Origin of the sequence: Paenibacillus sp. 23TSA30-6 (assembly GCF_014858585.1) — a bacterium.
GTDB lineage: Bacteria > Bacillota > Bacilli > Paenibacillales > Paenibacillaceae > Paenibacillus.
In genome coordinates, this window is sequence record NZ_SLTL01000015.1 from 72,549 (window position 1) to 90,199 (window position 17,651).

Here is a 17,651-nt window from a genome sequence, read left to right on the forward strand (position 1 = left end):
GCCGCAGCGATGTTCGTGGTCTTTTTTTGTATCTTTTGATGACTGGGTTGGCAGATCGCATCGTGAATATATACAAAGCTGGAGGGATAGATGATGGGAGAACAAGGATTTGCTGCGCAGGAGAGAACGGCTGTTTTGGAACGTATGGAGAGAGAGCATTTTGATATTTTAATTATTGGCGGCGGCATTACTGGAGCCGGAATTGCACTGGATGCCGCGGATCGCGGTTTGAAGACGGCGCTGGTGGAAATGCAGGATTTTGCAGCAGGCACGTCCAGTCGCTCTACCAAGCTGGTGCATGGTGGTCTTCGATATTTGAAGCAGTTTGAGGTTAAGATGGTAGCCGAGGTCGGGAAGGAGCGAGCGATTGTATTCGAAAACGGCCCGCATGTGACCACGCCGGAACGTATGCTGCTTCCATTTCACAAGGGGGGCACGTTCAACGCGTTTACCACTTCTGTCGGACTGCTGGTGTATGATTTTCTCGCCGGGGTTAAGCATAGCGAACGCCGCCGAATGCTGGATATTCGGGCTACGCTGGAGCGGGAGCCTTTGTTGAAGAGGGAAGGACTGAAGGGGAGCGGCAGCTATGTGGAGTACCGTACGGATGATGCTCGCCTGACGATTGAGGTCATGAAGGAGGCTGTTGCACGAGGGGCTATAGCTGTAAACTACGCCAAGGCTGACAAGCTGCTGTATGAAGACGGACGAATCAGCGGCACAAGCGTAACGGATCGGGTAACGGGGCAGTCTCACGAAATCCGGGCTTCGCTGGTTATTAACGCCGCCGGACCGTGGGTGGATACGCTGCGGGAGATGGATCGGTCCAAAGAAGGCAAGGTGCTTCGCCTGACCAAAGGTGTCCATCTGGTGTTCGATGCCAAGCGGTTCCCGCTCAGACAGGCCGTTTATTTTGATACGCCGGATGGACGGATGGTATTCGCCATTCCCCGTGACGGGAAAACATACGCAGGTACGACCGACACGGTATATGAAGGGGATACAGCTCATCCCCGAATGACCACCGATGACCGGACCTATGTACTTCAAGCGATCAACGGCATGTTCCCTGAGGTGAAGCTGTCCGTCAAGGATGTGGAATCGAGCTGGGCTGGTGTGCGGCCACTCATTTATGAGGATGGCAAAAGCCCTTCGGAAATTTCACGCAAGGATGAAATTTGGGAATCCCGATCGGGCCTGATCACGATTGCGGGCGGCAAGCTGACAGGCTACCGGAAAATGTCCGAGCTGGTTGTAGACCGCGCGGTACGGGAGCTGGGCCGCTTGCATGGACAGAGCTTCCGGGCATGCCGCACCAGGCACATCCCGATCTCGGGCGGCAACGTAGGCGGCTCCGCCGATTGGGAAGCCTTCGTGAGCGGGCAAGCGGTAGCGGGTGCTGCGCTCGGGTTGCCGCCAGAAACCGCAAGGGCGTGGGCCACCCGATACGGCTCCAATGCGGAGCGGCTGTTTGCCATAGCGGCACGCGGCATGAAGGAGGCCAGCGAGACGGAAGCCGCGCTGCCCGTGGAAGTGCGTGTCCCGCTCCTGTATGCCATGGAGCAGGAAATGACGGTGACACCGTCTGATTTTTTCATACGCCGAACCGGGGCGTTGTTCTTTCAGATTGACGGGGTGAAGCGCTGGAAGCAGCCTGTCATTGCGCTAATGTCTGAGCAAGCAGGCTGGAGCGCCGCGCAAGAGCGCCAATATGCAGCAGAGCTGGACGCTTATTTACGTGAAGCTGTGACACCTGTTGAGGCAGATGAGAAATCCGGCGCTGTTAAAGCGATTTGATTGCATGAAAGATGAGGGGGCCTTGCTCCCGAATAGGCGAAGAACCCCCGTCCCACTACAGCTAGTGGAACGGAGGTTCTTTGTTTGTATATGAAGAACTCACAGCATCAAGTGGAACAGGAACGGCGCAGCCGCCAAGGTAAAGAGAGCGGCGAGCACCATAGAGATGCTGGAAATAGTGCCCGTCAGCGAACTGAACTCGAACGCTTTGGAAGTACCCGTACCATGAGCCCCGGTACCGAGCAAGACACCGCGCGAAACTTCATTTTCGATACGGAACAGCTTAACGATCATCGGACCGATAATGAGACCGCTTAATCCGGTCAAAATAACGAACACAGCCGTGACTGTCGGATTACCGCCAATCGTTTGTGAAACATTCATGGCAATCGGTGTCGTAATGGAGCGAGGAATCAGGCTGCTCATCAGCGAGGAATCCAGATGCATCCATTTGGCGAGTACCATGGAGGATACTACTGCTACGACTGAACCGGACAGCACGCTAAGCACGATTTGGGTCGCATGTTTTTTCAGCACAGGGAAATATCGATATAAAGGGACGGCAAATGCAATCGTCGCTGGTTGGAGCAGCATGGAGAGCAAATGGGCACCCGAGTTATAGGAACGGTAATTTACACCCGAAAGCGTTAAAATTAAAATAATAATGATCGGTGTAATGAGTAGTGGAGACATATACACCTTGGGCAGTGTGCGGTACATGCGTTTGGCCATCCAGTAAATAGCGAGCGTCAACACAATACATAGAAGACCGGTCATGATGATTTGTGCTCCTTTCGTTTGCCGAGCAGACTGGCGATCATGCCCGTACAGGCCATCACGAGAAAGGTACCGAGCAGTACGACCAGCATAATGCTCATACCATCGTGCTCCAGCATCGGCCAATAATTCATAACGCCGACAGCGGAGGGAATAAAGAATAATAGCAGCTCGGCCAGCAGCCAGTTTGCGCCGATCTCAATCCAGCTTAGGCGGATCACGCCCGTTTGCAGCAGAATAAAGAGAATCAGCATGCCGATAATGCTACCGGGTACAGGCAGGTGGAGCCAGGAGACCATCGCGTTCAGGATGAGCGAAAAGGCCATCAGGACGGCGATCTGGAGGACACCGCGTATGAAGCTTTTCATATATAATGGCTCCTATCTATGAGTTTCGTTATTTTCAAACTGTAATGAAATTTTACATCACATGCTTTCATGAGTAAAATGCATATAAAGAATAAGATGTATTCCGTTTATCTATGGAAGAAGGTGATAGGATGGATATTCGACATTTGCAGTATTTTTTGGAGGTCGCGCGCTTGCGCAGCTTTACGAAGGCGGCCCAGAGCCTGTTTATTACACAGCCGACGATCAGCAAAACGATTAAAAGTCTGGAGGATGAATTGGGTGTCGCTTTGTTTGACCGGATCGGCAAAAGAATCGAGCTGACGGACGCGGGCAAGGTAATTGAGCTTCAGGCGCAAGCGATTGTGAAGTCCTTCCAGAGCTTGTCCTCCGAGCTGAGTGACTTGATGAACCTGAAAAAAGGGCACATCCGTATCGGTCTGCCCCCCATGGTCGGATCGAGCTTTTTTCCGCGTGTCATTGGGGAATTTCACAAGGCATATCCCGATGTGACCATTCAGCTATTTGAGGATGGGGCGAAAAAAGTAGAGCAGGACGTAGGCGCGGGTGCATTGGATATCGGCGTAATTGTGTTGCCGCCGAGTGGGGACATATTCGAGACGTTTCTGTTCGTGGAGGAAAAGCTGAATTTGCTGGTTCACCCTACGCATGTACTGGCAGAGCGTACAGAGGTACCGCTGGCAGCGCTGGCGGAGGAATCGTTTGTGCTATTCCGCGAGGATTTTACACTGCATGACCGTATTATTGCAGAGTGTGTCCGGGCTGGCTTCCAGCCGCGAGTCGTCTATGAAAGCTCACAATGGGATCTGATCAGCGAAATGGTTGCTGCGAACCTGGGGATAGCGCTGCTGCCGGAAGCGATTTGCCGTGACCTTGATTCCGAACGATTGCGTGTTATTCCACTCGTTGATCCCGTCATTCCCTGGCATCTAGGGATGATCTGGCGAAAGGATCGGTATCTGTCCTTTGCCGCCAGAGAATGGATTACGTTTACGCAGGAACTACTGCGGACGCAGTACGGAAGAAAGTAGTGTCCTACCGGAAAGTTAACGTGTACAGGTATGGGAATGGGATACGACGCTATGTACAAAAAAGCTGCCCTTACGGGCAGCGGTGTAGCTTTCTTCTATGAATGTGCCTGATTGCTACCATTTACCGCACGCTTGGTGTGGAGATACTTGTCCATAATTCGGTCAAGCCGAGAGGACTTGTCCAATACACGTTCATCCCTTAATCCATGTAAGGTTGCCATACGATTTAGTTCGCGGCGTTCTTTTTCCATGAGTTTTTCCAATTGTTCGAGGTTCAAAAAGCCCACCCCCCATGTAGATTGTAAGGCATGTCTCCTCTAGCGGCAGAAGGTTTTCTAATACGATTCTTATTTCCATTTTACCACTTTTTATTAACAATAATCCAGCTTTCCTGACATTTAGCGACTTATAATTATCGTTTTGCTATTTCTACCCGATTGCGTCCTGAATGTTTAGCTTCATAAAGAGCGTCGTCCACCTTCTCCAATAATTTATCCGCTGCAATGGTAGGAAAGCTGCCTGCTCCGATAGATACCGTCAGAGGAACGATGGTTCCGTCATTTAGTTGAAAGGGACCGTTTTCCACAGCCTTTCGAATCTTTTCGGCAAAGCTTGCTGCTTTCTGGCTGTCGCAATCTCCAATCAGAATGGCAAATTCTTCTCCACCTTTACGGGAGGGGTATGTCCTCCTTGTAGACTCCCGGTTTAACAAAATTCCCAATTGGTTTAAGACGGTGTCACCGTTCAAATGACCATACGTATCATTAATATTTTTAAAGTGGTCAATATCCAGCATCACGACCCCAAAAGGTTGCTTTGTAGCCTTGGAAGTATGAAAGACCTCTTCAAATAGCGCATCAAAAGCACGCGGACTGTATAATCCGGTTAAATGGTCCCGATTCGCAGCCTCTTCGAGTAGATGAATGGCCCGTTCTGTTTTTTTGATATGGGACACCATAAAATAAGTGAACAGGCCGCCAAGCAACTTAACGGTTGTGACTATTATAATAGTTTCATTATTAGGAGGATTAACCACATAGAAAGTAGATAACAGCGACACAACAGCAGCTCCAAGCACGGCTGACATCCATTTGCGGAGGGTTAGGCTTTTTTCTCGAATGAAGGTAAGTGAAATGCCTAGTGTCATGAAGCAATTGACAGTAGCAGTCAGAGAAACATCTGTCCAACCACCGGTGATGTAAATACGGTACAGGCTTATGATCAGGGTGGTCAACAGACCGGATATCGTTCCTCCCATATAAACAGATATGATAATAGCCAATTGGCGCAGATCGACCACAAAATGCCCGCGGACCCATACACCTGTCATCATCAACAGAATACCGAACATCCCCAGCATCAAACCGTTTAGCACCCGATAAAGCCATACATGCTTTTCCATATAACGCTCGTATTTTCGGAAAAATAAGTTCCCAAAGAATAAGAAACTCGTTAATAACGCAAAATTGTTGATTAGTTCTTTTAACATATCCCTATCCCTTATGATTGTAATGTGAGTTGTAGTATCGTTAAGAAGTGAAAGCTAAAAGCCCTATTTCTATATTTCGGAAAAAAGAGGTCATGAGTGAATACCAGTTAGATGACAAACAATCCTTTTGCCTCTTACGTTTCGTCTGTCTACGTGGTACAGTGAAAGGACTATGACCGGAACGGGTGATCGTATGAAGGAACCAATTAACATATCGGTGCGACCCCTTGTGGAATATGTGCATCGGAGCGGCAGCATTCACGGTGGTTTCCGCACGAACAGCAGCATGCTGGAAGGAACACGCGTGCATCAGCTTATCCAAAAAAGCTATAAGGAGCATGACCGCAAAGAGGTACATCTGCGCACAGAAATTTTATATGAGGATGCCCTATTTATCGTTGAGGGCCGCTGTGATGGACTGATTGAGCTGGACGGCATATGGACGGTTGATGAAATCAAATCGGTTTCCATTCCTCTCGAAGATATTCCGGGGGATGGTCAACCTGTGCATTGGGCGCAAGCATTTCTGTACGCCTATATGATTGCCCGCGAAGAGCAGCGCAATTCCATGCAGGCCCAGCTTACTTATGTACAGGCACACAGCGGAGAAATTCAGCGATTCAGACGGGAGTTATCCTTTGCAGAGCTGGAGACCTTTGCGCTGAGGATGGTCGAGGGTTATGCGCCGTATGCTTTCCTGTTAAGAGCGCATGCGGAGAAACGGGATGCCAGTATTGCAACACTGGCCTTTCCCTTTGACACATATCGTTCAGGCCAGCGGCCTCTGGCGGGTTCGGTATACAAGACAATTGCAGAAGGTGTCAATCTGTTTGCGAAAGCGCCTACGGGTATCGGTAAAACGGTATCCACCCTGTTTCCTGCGATCAAGGCCATCGGTGAAGGGCTGGCTAGCCGTGTGTATTATGTGACTGCCCGCACCACGACCCGCGCAGCAGCAGAAGAAGCGTATGCCAAGATGCAGGCCCAAGGGCTGCATATGCATGTAGTAACCTTGACGGCGAAGGATAAAATCTGCTTCAAGGATGAAAATGATTGCGATGCCGGATCATGCAGCATGTGCGAGGGATATTACGACCGGATCAACGGCGCGGTGTCCGATATTTTGGCGAACGAGACGTTAATGACCCGAGCGGTGATCGAGTATTATGCACGTAAGCACAGGGTATGTCCCTTTGAATTTTCGCTGGATGTGGCGTATGCCTCGGATGGTATAATCAGTGATTATAATTATGTTTTTGATCCGCGTATTTCCTTGAAAAGACTCTTGGAGGAGCACAAGCGAAAAGGTGTTGTGCTGGTGGATGAAGCGCATAATCTGGTGGAACGCGGCCGAGATATGTTTTCGGCGGAAATGTTGAAATCGTCTTTTTTGGAATTGAAAAAAGAGTTCAAGCTGCTAAGCCCGGAGATTGCCGGGGCGGCCAGTGCAGTTAACGCGCATATGATTGCGTTGCGCAAGCTGTACGCGGATACGGGAAAAGCAGTGAATACGGAGGCGCCGCATGAGGTGCTGGGGCTGCTGGCACCTTTTGTAGAGGCAGCCGAACGTGAGCTGTTAACTGGCGCCGGTAGTACGAGCAGCTCAGGAGCGGCCTATACATTGCTGTTGGATACGTATTTTGCCGCTCAAAATATGCTGCGGATTGCAGCTTTGTACGATGAACGCTACGTTACCTATATCGAGGCGGGACGCAGTGAAGTGCGGGTCAAGCTGTTCTGCCTGGATCCTTCGCATTTGCTGGGTCAGGCTGTGAAGGGCTATCGCTCGGCCATTTATTTTTCTGCGACGTTGACGCCGCTTGCGTATTACCGGGACATGCTGGGAGCGAGGGAAGAAGATTACACGTTGCAGGTTCCTTCCCCTTTTCATCAGGAGCAATGGGATGTACGCCTGCTGCCGCTCTCTATTCGTTATCGGGATCGTGAACGCTCGAAGGGGGCGATTGCAGATATGCTGGCGGGATTGGCTGAGGAGCGTAAAGGGAATATGCTCGTGTTTTTCCCTTCCTATCCGTATCTGCGAGAGGTTTATGAGGAATTTACGGCCCGGGGCGTGTCTGCAGATACGCTGGTACAAAGTCCAGGCATGACCGAACCGGAGCGGGATCACTTTCTGGAGGCTTTTCAGCCGGGGCAAGAGCGTACCCTGCTTGGTTTTGCCGTACTGGGGGGCGTGTTTGCCGAAGGAGTTGATCTGCCGGGTGATCGCTTAAATGGGGTAGTGGTCGTCGGCGTTGGCTTGCCGCAAATTGGAGCAGAGCGGGATGTGCTGCGGGATTATTTTTCGGAGCAGGGACGGAATGGCTTCAACTATGCGTATGTATATCCGGGGATGAACAAGGTTCTTCAGGCAGGTGGCAGACTCATTCGCACAGAGCACGACGAAGGCTTGCTGGTCCTGGTAGATGATCGTTTTGCCAAGGAACCGTATGCATCTTTGCTGCCAGAAGAATGGAGAAGCTACCGTTTGACGGAACAAGCGGGATTAAGGAAGGAATGGATAGACTATGAATTTTAATTTTCATAATGACTCCATACGCGGGGTGCTGCGTAGCTTTGGACATGAGGATGCCGAAGTGGAAAATATAGAGACTTTTGTGACATTTGCGCGCTTGGCTAACGGTATTTTCAGAGAAATGGATACGGATCTAACCAAGTTGGGGGCTTCTCAGGGCCGGATCATCGTCCTTAGCCTGTTGCATTGCCATGCGCCGCATCGCATGACACCATCAGAGTTGGCGGAAAAAGCCGATGTCACGCGTGGAACCATGACTGGGCTGATCGACGGGTTAGAGCGAGAAGGCATGATTGAACGTGTGGCTCACGAGAGTGACGGACGGATGGTGACCGTGGGATTAAAGGAGGCAGGAGGAGAACTGTTAAGCAAGATAGTCCCTTATTACACGAAGCTGATCCGATCGTGTATGTCTGAGTTTACGGCACAGGATCATAAGATGATGAAGGGTTTGCTGGGGAAAATGAAAAGCGGTTTTGAGCATTCCTTGCCGAAAAGCTGAGTTCCTGATCTTAGGGATAAGGGATAGGGGGAGAACATGTTTTTTTATACAGATGAGGTCTATGAAGCCCGTGATTTTGGTTCGATGGATGCCCGGGAAGGTGAGTGGAGAAATTGTGAGTTTATCCGCTGTCGCTTTCGGGGTATGGAGATGAATGAATCTCTTGTTGAAGACTGTACTTTTGTAGATTGTGATTTTACGGGGGCCACGCTGAATGCATCACATTACAAGGAGTCTGCTTTTACCAATTGCCTGTTTACCAGCGCAAATCTGTTTGTGGCCCGGTTCGATAACTGCAAGCTGGTAGGCTCAGATTTCGCAGGGGCGAATATGGATGGTATCACGATTACAGGCGGAGATTGGTCTTATACGAACTTGCGTCATGCAGATTTAAGAAAACAGGATTTGCGAAAAATACGATTCAAGGAAGCTGACTTATCCGAATGTAATCTGGAAAAGACAGATTTGCGGGAAGCGGATCTTACCCGGGTAAGGCTGCACCGGGCGCAGCTTCAAGGAACGGATCTGCGTGGTGCGAAGATGGATGGTGTGAATTTCAAAGATTTGAATATCACCGGAGCCAGGCTCGATATCCAGCAGGCGGTAGCCGTGGCCCGATCCTATCGAGCCAAGGTGGAAGAGTAAAAAGCACGGAGATTCGCAGGAGCTGGCGGCTTGCCCCGGGATATCCCCATGCTGGTTTAGGTTGAAAGTGATGTAGCTGTCGGGACTAGGATTTGGGTTCCTGATCTTTATCGGAAGCGGGCAGCAGTGGGATCGCTGCTTCCAGGTTCCGGCCGGGCAATAGTTCAATTCCCGCAGGGTCTAAAGGCTGCTGCGGTACGGTCCAATTGCGGGCAATATCCGCCGAAGCCTGCTGCTCCAGCAAACGCTTGGCTACTTCATAGCACTGTTCGACATGCCGATTGCCAATGGTGCGCATCGCGGTAAAGCCAATCGCGGCAGCCAGTCCTTGCCCCAGTAAGGGCACAAATTTGCTAACCTGCTTGGTGGCGATGCGAACGCCCATCTTTTGCAAAATTTGCACGATCACCTCGCGGGTAATGATTCGACCGATCAGCTTGCTACCGATCGAGGTGATAAAGCCATACACCATGGATTTTGTTTCCGCATCCAGACCGTTTAACTGTTTTTCGGATAATCCGAATTTCCCGTTAATGGCAGGCAGCAACTGCATCAGAATGCCAACATCGGCCAGAACGTCAGCCCCTGGAACTGGAACCAATACTGCTCCGCCCGAAGCCGCAGCCCTTTTCGTCACCATGGATCTGCACTCCTTGCGAATTTGCTCCAACTCTTCTATTGTTCGGGCTGTCATATGCATCTCTCCTTAGTACGCTTCCGAATAAACTCATGCTTCTACTCTGTTATTACACACATTTGTACCTTTCTTAAGCACGAAGTAAACAAAAAAATCCCTGCTCCAGCGGCAGAACCTGAGGATCAGGACCGGGACCGGACAGGGAAATGGGTACTTTATATGTTGAACTGACCCGAGAGGGGAAGGATTGTATGGTGGGGACCAAGGGGGCATTAGTTTCTCTTCTTTCTTTGCTGGGCAAGGACTACATAATGATCCAGACGCTGACTTAGCTCTACTATGGAGGGGTCGGTAAAGGCGGCATGCTGTGCCTTTGTAATAAGCTCTCTGCGCAATTCTTCAATGATGGCAAGCAAACCATCCCCGGATGCATTCAGATTGGATACCATAGGCTGCACCTACTTCCCTGCTGCTCGTAAGAGTATAAAAGCAATTGCATAAAAATTGAATTATACATTAATGGTAAATATAGGGCTTTTTTTCTTGATGTAAAGTAGTATAGCACATTTACTCCCGTGAAGCGATCAGTCATAATGAAAGATGATTGCCGATGAGAACATGCCTGTTACGCGGGGATAGAGGAAGGAAGAGACAGATGAGTCAGACAAACGTTTATTTTAATCATGATGGTGGAGTGGATGATCTGGTATCCCTGTTTATGCTGCTTCAGATGGAGCAAGTTCATTTGACGGGAGTATCAGTTATTCCAGCAGACGGTTACCTGGAGCCTGCGACGGATGCCAGCCGTAAAATTATTGATCGTTTTGGTAAAAATAAAGGATCTGTGGAAGTTGCGAAGTCTAATTCACGCGGTAAAAATCCATTTCCTGCTGCTTGGCGTTTACATTCCTTCTATGTAGATGCACTACCTGTACTGAATGAATCGGGACAAATGGAAGCGCCGCTTTCCGCTCTGCCGGCTCATCAGCATCTGATCGAAAAGGTACGTGGAGCCGAAGGCAAAACACTGCTCCTGTTCACTGGACCGCTGACCGATCTGGCACGCGCGCTGGATGAAGCACCGGATATTGAAGCGAAAATTGACAAGCTGGTATGGATGGGCGGTACCTTTGAAAAAGGTAATGTAGAGGAGCCTGAGCATGACGGCACAGCAGAATGGAATGTGTTCTGGGACCCGGAAGCAGCATATCGGGTATGGCAAAGCGGCATTACCATTGATCTGGTGGCACTGGAAAGCACAAGCAAAGTGCCATTAACGCCAGCCGTACGCAATCGTTGGGCTGCCGAGCGCTGCTATGAGGGCGTGGATTTCCTGGGCAACTGCTACGCAGGGTGTCCGCCGCTCGTCTACAGCGAGACGAACTCGACCTACTACCTGTGGGATGTGCTGACCACCGCATCGGTGGGACGTCCGGATATTGTAAAGAAAAAGACGGTACATTGCAGCGTCATCGCAGATGGTCCAAGTCAGGGCAGAACCGTGGAACAGGCGGAAGGCCGCCCTGTTAATCTGGTATATGACACGGATCCGGAAGCCTTTTTTACGTACATGGCGGATTTGGCCAAGCTGGCTGCTCCCAAGCGTTATTAGGTGACATGACTACCTATTAGCAAACATCCATGACATGAAAACCCGCGACGATATTCGTCACGGGTTTTTGTTACCCTTTTTAGGCCATGTATGAGTAGAATCCAGCCTCTGCTTTAAGCAAATTCCTGATATGTTTTTCAATGTCAGATGGAGCGTAATCTCAGTCCCGCTACCGGGCTTTCTACTCCAATTTACCTATTCGCTTGCGCAAACCTTCATTAAATAGGTCTGATACGGTCGTTTCTTCGAGAGTATTTGGCTAATTATTACGCATTTATGAAGTGAAATAATTATTTTCATTCATTTTCATAAATCCATATGTATTCTCACGATATGAAAATAGTGTAATAAAATAGGAGAATAGAACCAGTAATATCATGTAAATATTCTATATAGTAGGTTCAGAGGTGGGATTATGAATAGACTGGAAGCCCTAGAACACTTCCATAAGACCTATGTGAAAGATGTGCTGAGCCAGAAATTACACCAAGTAGCGTCTTTGTATGAGCAAAGAAAACAAGAGTTAATGTTATCCTTCATTCAATCCTTTCAGCGGACTTGCCTGCAAGCCAGTCATATAGACACGGCAAAAGCAAGGATCGGATACATTACCTATTCAATGAGGCGTACATACCTGGTGGATCGCAACTATAACTATGTCATCGAAGCCTACGACAAAAGCTGATTCTTCGATCCCCAGCCATGTCAGGGATTCTATGATGCAGGATGGGCCTTTAGCTTTCTGGGAGAACTGGAGGATGAATTGAACCAACTTCGAAAACCCTATATGAATAAAATTATTGAGCCTGATGTCGAGCGTTTCGTACTTCAAGCTGCGGAACAATTCCATGCTTACATTGTGAAGCTGGCTAAGGATGCTATTCCATTGGCTATACAAACACCGGAATTCAGGGCTTTGAGGTGCGAAGATGATTTGGAAGTAAGAATAGGGGAGTATAAAGGAATCAGTGAGGCGGTGTATTCAGCAGCATATGGAATATTACATGATTCAACAGGATAACCGTATTACAGAGTATATGCATTCCGAAGAGATGAATCGTAGGCAGCTCTTGGAGTGGGCAGCCAGCGCGGAGGATTCCATTTTACAATTTTATGTTTCAGGTGATGCAGACTATATCGATTTTATTGAGCATCCGGTATCCATAGTTTCAGAGCAGTTAAAGGAAATCTTTGATATATATCAAGCCGGATTAAGCTGGAAGTTGGTAGTTTTTGCCGATATTCAGCGGATGCAGCAAACGAGGTATTGGCTGGCTAGTCCGCCTAGCCTTACGTGTTTATCATCACGTAGTGAATATCATAGAGACGGTACACTGAGGAAAATCATTTTAGATGAATATGCAGTGGAGAATCATAAGATATTCAGGATTCAGAATGCCAATCATCATATCATTGTGGATCTTGATGTGGCTGAATGTATTTTAAAGTTCAACTTGGCAGGCTTGAAATTACAAAAGGTCGATACAGAGGGGCCATCTACAAAGGAGAGTCCAAGAATGAGTGAGAGCTATGTAGTGGATGGAGCACAGATACAGTGTAACTATGGAAGTCATTCAGGAAGATTTAGTGTTTCAGCTAACAGGGGGATTAGCATTGGTGATAAATTACAGGGGAATATTCAAGATTTTCACCCACAGACTCATATCCCTTCATTCGGAGTGTGCCGCAGTATGCATAATCCTGCAGTTTCTTCTGCTAACAAAGGTAATTCCGGAAAAATCATTCCGCAGCCCTGCAAACCGAGCGTATCTATGCCTTGGTTGAATGGAAAGAAGGATGTATACGTAGATCAATCTCCGGCTCTTATGAGCTGCTCCACAAATTTATGCATGTGGTGTGGAAAAATTTCATTCACGACAGACGGGCAGGAATAGCTACAGATTGCAGGAAGCTACATCATGGAAAGACAAATGGAGGGAGTAAGATGGGACTGGCAGGAACTGTGCTGACGTATGGAAATATTAGAGTGAATGCACCGTATGAAATTGTCCGGCTGCTGGACTTTGAATTGACGCAGAAGGTGAATGAGCACGGCAAGGTGTACATCACTGCTCTCATACCGGATGAGGATCATGCTAAGTATGATGGTTTAGCACATGATGAGGATGTGCTGGAGGTATATGAGACGGATGAAGATCGAGGGACGGTTAGTATTTTTAAAGGAATAGTCACCAATATTAGCATTGGATTCAAAAATGGCGTATATCACATGTACATAGAGGCTGCCTCTTTTACATATTTGATGGATCAACAACGAAAAAATCGTTCGTTTCAAAACAGCAGCTTGACGTATTACCAATTGTTCCGCGAACTCATAGATGCTTATCCACACGGGGATTTTATTGACATGACTGACAGCGATAAAAAGCTGGACGGCTTTACTATTCAGTATGGGGAGAGTGATTGGGAGTTTCTAAAAAGAATGGCCTCTCATCTGCAAACTGGACTGATTGCCGAGATTACATCCATGTTCCCGAGACTATGGTTAGGCACCTCAAAAGAACAGGTGAAAGGTGAACTGCGTAGCATTAACTTTTCCCTCCAAAAAACAAAGTCAGGTCCCCAGTATACATATGCTGAAGTGGAGGATACGAAACGTTTTGAACTTGGAGATGTCGTCGTGTTTCAACGAAAGCATTGGGTTATCGATCAAATTCATGCAGAGATGAAGCAAGGTATCATGACATACGACTATACTCTCGTTCCGGAAGCAGGCATTCCGAGGGAGGTTATATATAATCACCTCATACAAGGTGCCTCCATTGAAGGGAAAGTAATTGATTTAGATGGTGAAGGAGAGTCGGTTAAACTTCACTTGTCCGTGGATTCTTTGCAGTCCAAAGCTGGGGGTTGCTGGTTTTCTTACCCCACCTTGTATACCGGTGGTGGAATCGGTTGGCACTGCATGCCCGAGCTTGGGGATCATGTCCATTTATATTTTCCGTCCAACAAAGAGCAGGAAGCTCGCGTGGTTCAATCTCTCCGTAAGAGAGACTACAAAGGAGATGAAATCAGCAAGCCAGCAAGAAAGCTGTTCCATACCAAAACTCAAAAAGTGGCGAGATTCGATGATAAAGAAGTAGCTCTCTCCACCCAGAAAGAAAAGATACTTGTACGCTTAAATCCTGCATCCGGTATTCACGTGTATAGTCATCATGACATTACCTTTCAAGCAGATACAGACTTGGTGCTTCACGGCAAAAAGGTACAGATGACTGCTACTCGCGAAATATCTCTGACTTGCAAGACCAGCTACATCAGAACCGATGGAACGCTTCATATCAAGGCTGGTAAGTTCATGAAAAATCAGGTGCCTGATGCGGAACTGAAGGCCTATAAATCCCTGATTCATGAATTGAAGGGCAAGGGATATCCGCAATGGGTGCAAGATTTGCTGCTTCAATTTAAAAAGGACTATTACAAAGCCGTGGCAGCAGGTGACAAAAAGGTGCTAAGGAAGCAGCAGCCAAGGCCAAGCAATTGCGCCAGCAGGTGGCAGAAATAGATCGTATGCCTGCCTGGGCAAGAGCGCAAATGCATGAATACACGTCCCAGTGGTGGGAAGCGTACGGCGCAAATGACAAGGCCAAGCAAAAGCAGATGCATCTTTTCGCGAACCAACTGCGTGACAATGTGCTAATCAACGAGCTGATTCGTGGGCATTCTGCCAACTCCTATCTCGATGCGAACCGGTTGGAGGAGCTGTCTGGACAGTACGCAGATGCGGCTCATAAGCTGACCGTTGCTGATCAAAAGGCCATAGCCAAGGAAGCAGCCGCTCTGCGGAGTAAGTATGGCGTGAACAGCCTGCTTGCCAGAGAGAATTTGAACAAGCTTGCCAAGAAGTATCCAGACAGCTTCTCGTACAGGCTGCCAACTACAGGCGATTGGGATAAGGAGCTTAACGCGGCACTGCATGATTTTGCGAAAAAGTACGGTCTGGACAATAAGGGCTATGGTCGTGATGTGCTCGCCGTATACCTGCATCAAGTAGCCAACGGCATTCTTCCATGGCCTAAGGTTAATAAGGCTGCAACGCCGACTGTTCCAACAACGAAAACGGAACCGGGCAAGAAGACGCCGACTACCCCTGAAAAGCCAACGAAAGAAGAAACGAAGCCATTAAATCCTGAGGATTATAAAGATGGATTGGTAGCGGTGAAAAAGATTGAAAATTATATAAGTAATAAAGGAATAAAAGGTAATCAAGCTCAAGCTCTGTATAGAATAAATGATTACACCAATAACAGTATTATTCAAAAGAAACTGTCTTCGAACCGTAAAGCACCACTCGTGTTTTTCTTTGAAGGAGACGGCTCATATAGTTATAAACAAGAAGATCACCCGGAAGGTCGATATGGAGCTATGGCAATTGTGGTGATAGACGGCGAAATTAAGTATACAAGCAAAAACGCCAGCACACTTCCTGATTATGAGAGCAAGGATAAAACTGTTAAAGATGGAGTGTATGAGTTTGTAGGGGGGTTGCATCGGGGCTCTTATCCTGCTTTGCGTATTCGGGATGGTGCAGCAGTTCCAGCAACCAAAGGAAGCCAAAAAAAGGATACCACAGCAGAAGGCGTAAATATACACAAGGGCTACAATAATGATACTAAAGGTAGGCCGACTTCAACAGCTTGTATTACAGTCCATAAAGACGAGTATGTAAGATTTTTGAGTTCAGTAGGTGTGGTGAAGAATTCATTGGATGAAAGACCTAATCCTGTAAAAGGGCTAGCTATTCTTGATCGGAAGGATAGATCAAAGTGAAGATGATCAGAAACATATTAATCATTCTTTTTTTAATCGTGTTGTCAGCATGTAATGCTTCTCAAAAAGCCCCTACTTCCTTTTCTTCGAAAACGGTGGATATGGCTTCAGAAGTGGTGGAATCATCTAATAAAAATAATAAAACGGAGCTTGTTAAAGAGAATAGCAAGAAAGAATGGGCTTTAACAGTAGAAGAAGGCACAGAAGATCCAGCAGAATTTTTGGTTCAGCTGGAAGGGTCAAAAGTTGAACGGTTCTTAAGTGCCGAGAAACTGATTAGTCTCCTACAGTCGAAGGAGGATAAAGAGAAATATCGAGATTCTTATGTAGATGTAGGGAGAATCCAAGAAGATGGGAGTCAAATCGCATTCGTATTAGATTTATTTAAAGAAGCGAGATTAATAATACAAATTTATGATTTGGATTCGGGTAAAAAAGTAAATGAATTTATGCTGCCTTATAACCACCCAGTAATTTCTTCTGATTTAACGAAGTATTTATATGAGGATAAAGATAAAGCGTATATATATGACCCGTCAACTAATCAATCAACAGCTATTCAATTAGATGGAGATTCTATAGATGTAGATGACATTCATCAAGGAAAATTTTCTCCAGACAGTACCCAGTTTTGTTTTACTGACAGCCAGCAGAATATTGTCGTATTTGATGTATCAACTCATAAAATCATTAAGAAAATCCATATAGATTCTGGTATGGCGATAGTCAACCAATGGATTCAGAAAGATAAAATAATCTATTCTATTGACTCCATGTCTGTAAATAAAACGTACTTGTTAAATTTAAATAATGGAGAGGAGCACCTTTTAGGCAAAGGGATGGAACGACCTTTAATGTCTCGTGATGGGTCGGAGTTATGGTTTGAGAAGTTAGACTCACCGTCTAATTATAAACTAAATATAAATACAGGTTTGGAAAGTAAAGCCGCATCTATCACTACAATTAATGGGAATACGGCAACACCTGTGCAGTGGTTTTATACTGCTAATGATTTTTCTAAATATGATAGTGAAATAAAAGTGCATCAAATTAAAGCTTCATCCACTCTGCCAAGTAAAGGCACGCAGACTTATGATGCCAAAAATCTGGTGGATGGAGATACATCTACTGCATGGTGTGAAGGTGTGAAAGGCAACGGGGAAGGGGAAACTATACTGTTAGATCTGGGATCATCACAGAAGGTAAAGGGTATCGAAGTGATTAACGGATATGCTAAATCTGAAAAAAGTTATCGGGAGAACAACAGAGTTCAAAAACTAAAACTGGAATTCTCAGATGGTTCCTCTCTAGAAATGAATGATTTTAACACACGTAAGAAATTTAAAGAGCCTATTAATACCTCATTTATTAAACTTACTATTTTATCAGTTGAACGTGGAACGAAATATCAGGATACATGTATATCCGATGTACGGCTTTTCTAGCATTTTTAAAAGAAGGAGATA

Annotated in this window: 16 protein-coding genes and 1 pseudogene; 11 read left to right on the forward strand and 6 right to left on the reverse strand. The window is 47.1% G+C overall.

The annotated features are described in order from the left end of the window. The first annotated feature begins 93 nt into the window (after nt 1-93). The gene (locus E0698_RS15210; protein WP_192512103.1) at nt 94-1,797 is read left to right on the forward strand and encodes a glycerol-3-phosphate dehydrogenase/oxidase; all 1,704 of its coding nucleotides are present in this window, start codon (nt 94-96) and stop codon (nt 1,795-1,797) included. Between the two features lie 99 nt (nt 1,798-1,896). On the opposite strand, the gene E0698_RS15215 is transcribed toward E0698_RS15210, so the two are convergent. Next, entirely contained in the window at nt 1,897-2,574 is a 678-nt protein-coding gene (locus tag E0698_RS15215) for a CidB/LrgB family autolysis modulator (RefSeq protein ID WP_149094243.1), read from the reverse strand. Then, nucleotides 2,571-2,942, reverse strand: coding sequence for a CidA/LrgA family protein (locus tag E0698_RS15220; protein ID WP_025683925.1), 372 nt, complete (start codon nt 2,940-2,942; stop codon nt 2,571-2,573). The genes E0698_RS15215 and E0698_RS15220 overlap by 4 nt, the downstream gene beginning before the upstream one ends. 131 nt (nt 2,943-3,073) lie before the next feature. On the opposite strand from E0698_RS15220, the gene cidR reads away from it, so the two are divergent. Next, entirely contained in the window at nt 3,074-3,973 is a 900-nt protein-coding gene (gene cidR / locus E0698_RS15225) for a cidABC operon transcriptional activator CidR (protein ID WP_149094241.1), read from the forward strand. A 95-nt stretch (nt 3,974-4,068) separates the two neighbouring features. Here the strand turns inward: cidR and E0698_RS15230 are convergent, their stop codons facing one another. Both E0698_RS15230 and E0698_RS15235 read right to left on the reverse strand, forming a co-directional pair. Continuing rightward, nucleotides 4,069-4,251, reverse strand: a complete 183-nt coding sequence (locus E0698_RS15230) for an aspartyl-phosphate phosphatase Spo0E family protein (protein ID WP_134912041.1) — start codon at nt 4,249-4,251, stop codon at nt 4,069-4,071. Between the two features lie 134 nt (nt 4,252-4,385). Beyond that, nucleotides 4,386-5,375, reverse strand: a complete 990-nt coding sequence (locus tag E0698_RS15235) for a diguanylate cyclase (protein ID WP_238354008.1) — start codon at nt 5,373-5,375, stop codon at nt 4,386-4,388. 259 nt (nt 5,376-5,634) lie between these two features. Between E0698_RS15235 and E0698_RS15240 the strand changes: the two genes are divergently transcribed. The 3 genes from E0698_RS15240 to E0698_RS15250 are packed head-to-tail and all read left to right on the forward strand — an operon-like array spanning nt 5,635 to nt 9,145. Further along, nucleotides 5,635-8,001 (forward strand): ATP-dependent DNA helicase, encoded by a 2,367-nt coding sequence (locus E0698_RS15240; RefSeq protein ID WP_192512104.1) that lies wholly within the window; start codon nt 5,635-5,637, stop codon nt 7,999-8,001. Beyond that, complete coding sequence (locus tag E0698_RS15245) at nt 7,991-8,500, forward strand: MarR family winged helix-turn-helix transcriptional regulator (RefSeq protein ID WP_134912044.1); 510 nt, start codon at nt 7,991-7,993, stop codon at nt 8,498-8,500. The genes E0698_RS15240 and E0698_RS15245 overlap by 11 nt, the downstream gene beginning before the upstream one ends. Before the next feature lie 36 nt (nt 8,501-8,536). Further along, the gene (locus E0698_RS15250) at nt 8,537-9,145 is read left to right on the forward strand and encodes a pentapeptide repeat-containing protein (RefSeq protein WP_192512105.1); all 609 of its coding nucleotides are present in this window, start codon (nt 8,537-8,539) and stop codon (nt 9,143-9,145) included. A gap of 85 nt (nt 9,146-9,230) precedes the next feature. Here the strand turns inward: E0698_RS15250 and E0698_RS15255 are convergent, their stop codons facing one another. Both E0698_RS15255 and E0698_RS15260 read right to left on the reverse strand, forming a co-directional pair. Further along, the gene (locus tag E0698_RS15255; RefSeq protein WP_134912046.1) at nt 9,231-9,839 is read right to left on the reverse strand and encodes a hypothetical protein; all 609 of its coding nucleotides are present in this window, start codon (nt 9,837-9,839) and stop codon (nt 9,231-9,233) included. A 215-nt stretch (nt 9,840-10,054) separates the two neighbouring features. After that, nucleotides 10,055-10,231 (reverse strand): aspartyl-phosphate phosphatase Spo0E family protein, encoded by a 177-nt coding sequence (locus E0698_RS15260; RefSeq protein ID WP_134914548.1) that lies wholly within the window; start codon nt 10,229-10,231, stop codon nt 10,055-10,057. A 206-nt stretch (nt 10,232-10,437) separates the two neighbouring features. Between E0698_RS15260 and E0698_RS15265 the strand changes: the two genes are divergently transcribed. The 6 genes and pseudogenes from E0698_RS15265 to E0698_RS15290 all read left to right on the forward strand — a co-directional run bounded on the left by E0698_RS15265 (nt 10,438) and on the right by E0698_RS15290 (nt 17,630). After that, nucleotides 10,438-11,394, forward strand: coding sequence for a nucleoside hydrolase (locus E0698_RS15265; RefSeq protein ID WP_192512106.1), 957 nt, complete (start codon nt 10,438-10,440; stop codon nt 11,392-11,394). 415 nt (nt 11,395-11,809) lie between these two features. Then, a complete protein-coding gene (locus E0698_RS26900) occupies nt 11,810-12,079 on the forward strand; it encodes a hypothetical protein (RefSeq protein ID WP_238354009.1) in 270 nt (89 codons plus the stop codon). A gap of 102 nt (nt 12,080-12,181) precedes the next feature. Further along, the gene (locus tag E0698_RS26905; RefSeq protein WP_238354010.1) at nt 12,182-12,415 is read left to right on the forward strand and encodes a hypothetical protein; all 234 of its coding nucleotides are present in this window, start codon (nt 12,182-12,184) and stop codon (nt 12,413-12,415) included. Further along, the gene (locus E0698_RS26910) at nt 12,387-13,289 is read left to right on the forward strand and encodes a DUF4280 domain-containing protein (RefSeq protein ID WP_238354011.1); all 903 of its coding nucleotides are present in this window, start codon (nt 12,387-12,389) and stop codon (nt 13,287-13,289) included. The genes E0698_RS26905 and E0698_RS26910 overlap by 29 nt, the downstream gene beginning before the upstream one ends. Nucleotides 13,290-13,339: 50 nt before the next feature. Further along, nucleotides 13,340-16,185 (forward strand): annotated as a pseudogene (locus E0698_RS27495) (contractile injection system protein, VgrG/Pvc8 family). 2 nt (nt 16,186-16,187) lie between these two features. Next, on the forward strand, nt 16,188-17,630 hold the full coding sequence (locus tag E0698_RS15290) for a discoidin domain-containing protein (RefSeq protein ID WP_202894923.1): 1,443 nt from the start codon (nt 16,188-16,190) through the stop codon (nt 17,628-17,630). Nucleotides 17,631-17,651 lie beyond the last annotated feature (21 nt).

Excerpts from the sequence above, each read along its gene's own strand:
- E0698_RS15210 (WP_192512103.1), top strand. The coding sequence starts at position 94 with ATGGGAGAACAAGGATTTGCTGCGCAGGAGAGAACGGCTGTTTTGGAA.
- E0698_RS15215 (WP_149094243.1), bottom strand. The coding sequence starts at position 2,574 with ATGACCGGTCTTCTATGTATTGTGTTGACGCTCGCTATTTACTGGATG.
- E0698_RS15220 (WP_025683925.1), bottom strand. The coding sequence starts at position 2,942 with ATGAAAAGCTTCATACGCGGTGTCCTCCAGATCGCCGTCCTGATGGCC.
- cidR (WP_149094241.1), top strand. The coding sequence starts at position 3,074 with ATGGATATTCGACATTTGCAGTATTTTTTGGAGGTCGCGCGCTTGCGC.
- E0698_RS15235 (WP_238354008.1), bottom strand. The coding sequence starts at position 5,375 with ATGGAAAAGCATGTATGGCTTTATCGGGTGCTAAACGGTTTGATGCTG.
- E0698_RS15240 (WP_192512104.1), top strand. The coding sequence starts at position 5,635 with ATGACCGGAACGGGTGATCGTATGAAGGAACCAATTAACATATCGGTG.
- E0698_RS15245 (WP_134912044.1), top strand. The coding sequence starts at position 7,991 with ATGAATTTTAATTTTCATAATGACTCCATACGCGGGGTGCTGCGTAGC.
- E0698_RS15250 (WP_192512105.1), top strand. The coding sequence starts at position 8,537 with ATGTTTTTTTATACAGATGAGGTCTATGAAGCCCGTGATTTTGGTTCG.
- E0698_RS15255 (WP_134912046.1), bottom strand. The coding sequence starts at position 9,839 with ATGACAGCCCGAACAATAGAAGAGTTGGAGCAAATTCGCAAGGAGTGC.
- E0698_RS15260 (WP_134914548.1), bottom strand. The coding sequence starts at position 10,231 with ATGGTATCCAATCTGAATGCATCCGGGGATGGTTTGCTTGCCATCATT.
- E0698_RS15265 (WP_192512106.1), top strand. The coding sequence starts at position 10,438 with ATGAGTCAGACAAACGTTTATTTTAATCATGATGGTGGAGTGGATGAT.
- E0698_RS26900 (WP_238354009.1), top strand. The coding sequence starts at position 11,810 with ATGAATAGACTGGAAGCCCTAGAACACTTCCATAAGACCTATGTGAAA.
- E0698_RS26905 (WP_238354010.1), top strand. The coding sequence starts at position 12,182 with ATGAATAAAATTATTGAGCCTGATGTCGAGCGTTTCGTACTTCAAGCT.
- E0698_RS26910 (WP_238354011.1), top strand. The coding sequence starts at position 12,387 with ATGGAATATTACATGATTCAACAGGATAACCGTATTACAGAGTATATG.
- E0698_RS15290 (WP_202894923.1), top strand. The coding sequence starts at position 16,188 with ATGATCAGAAACATATTAATCATTCTTTTTTTAATCGTGTTGTCAGCA.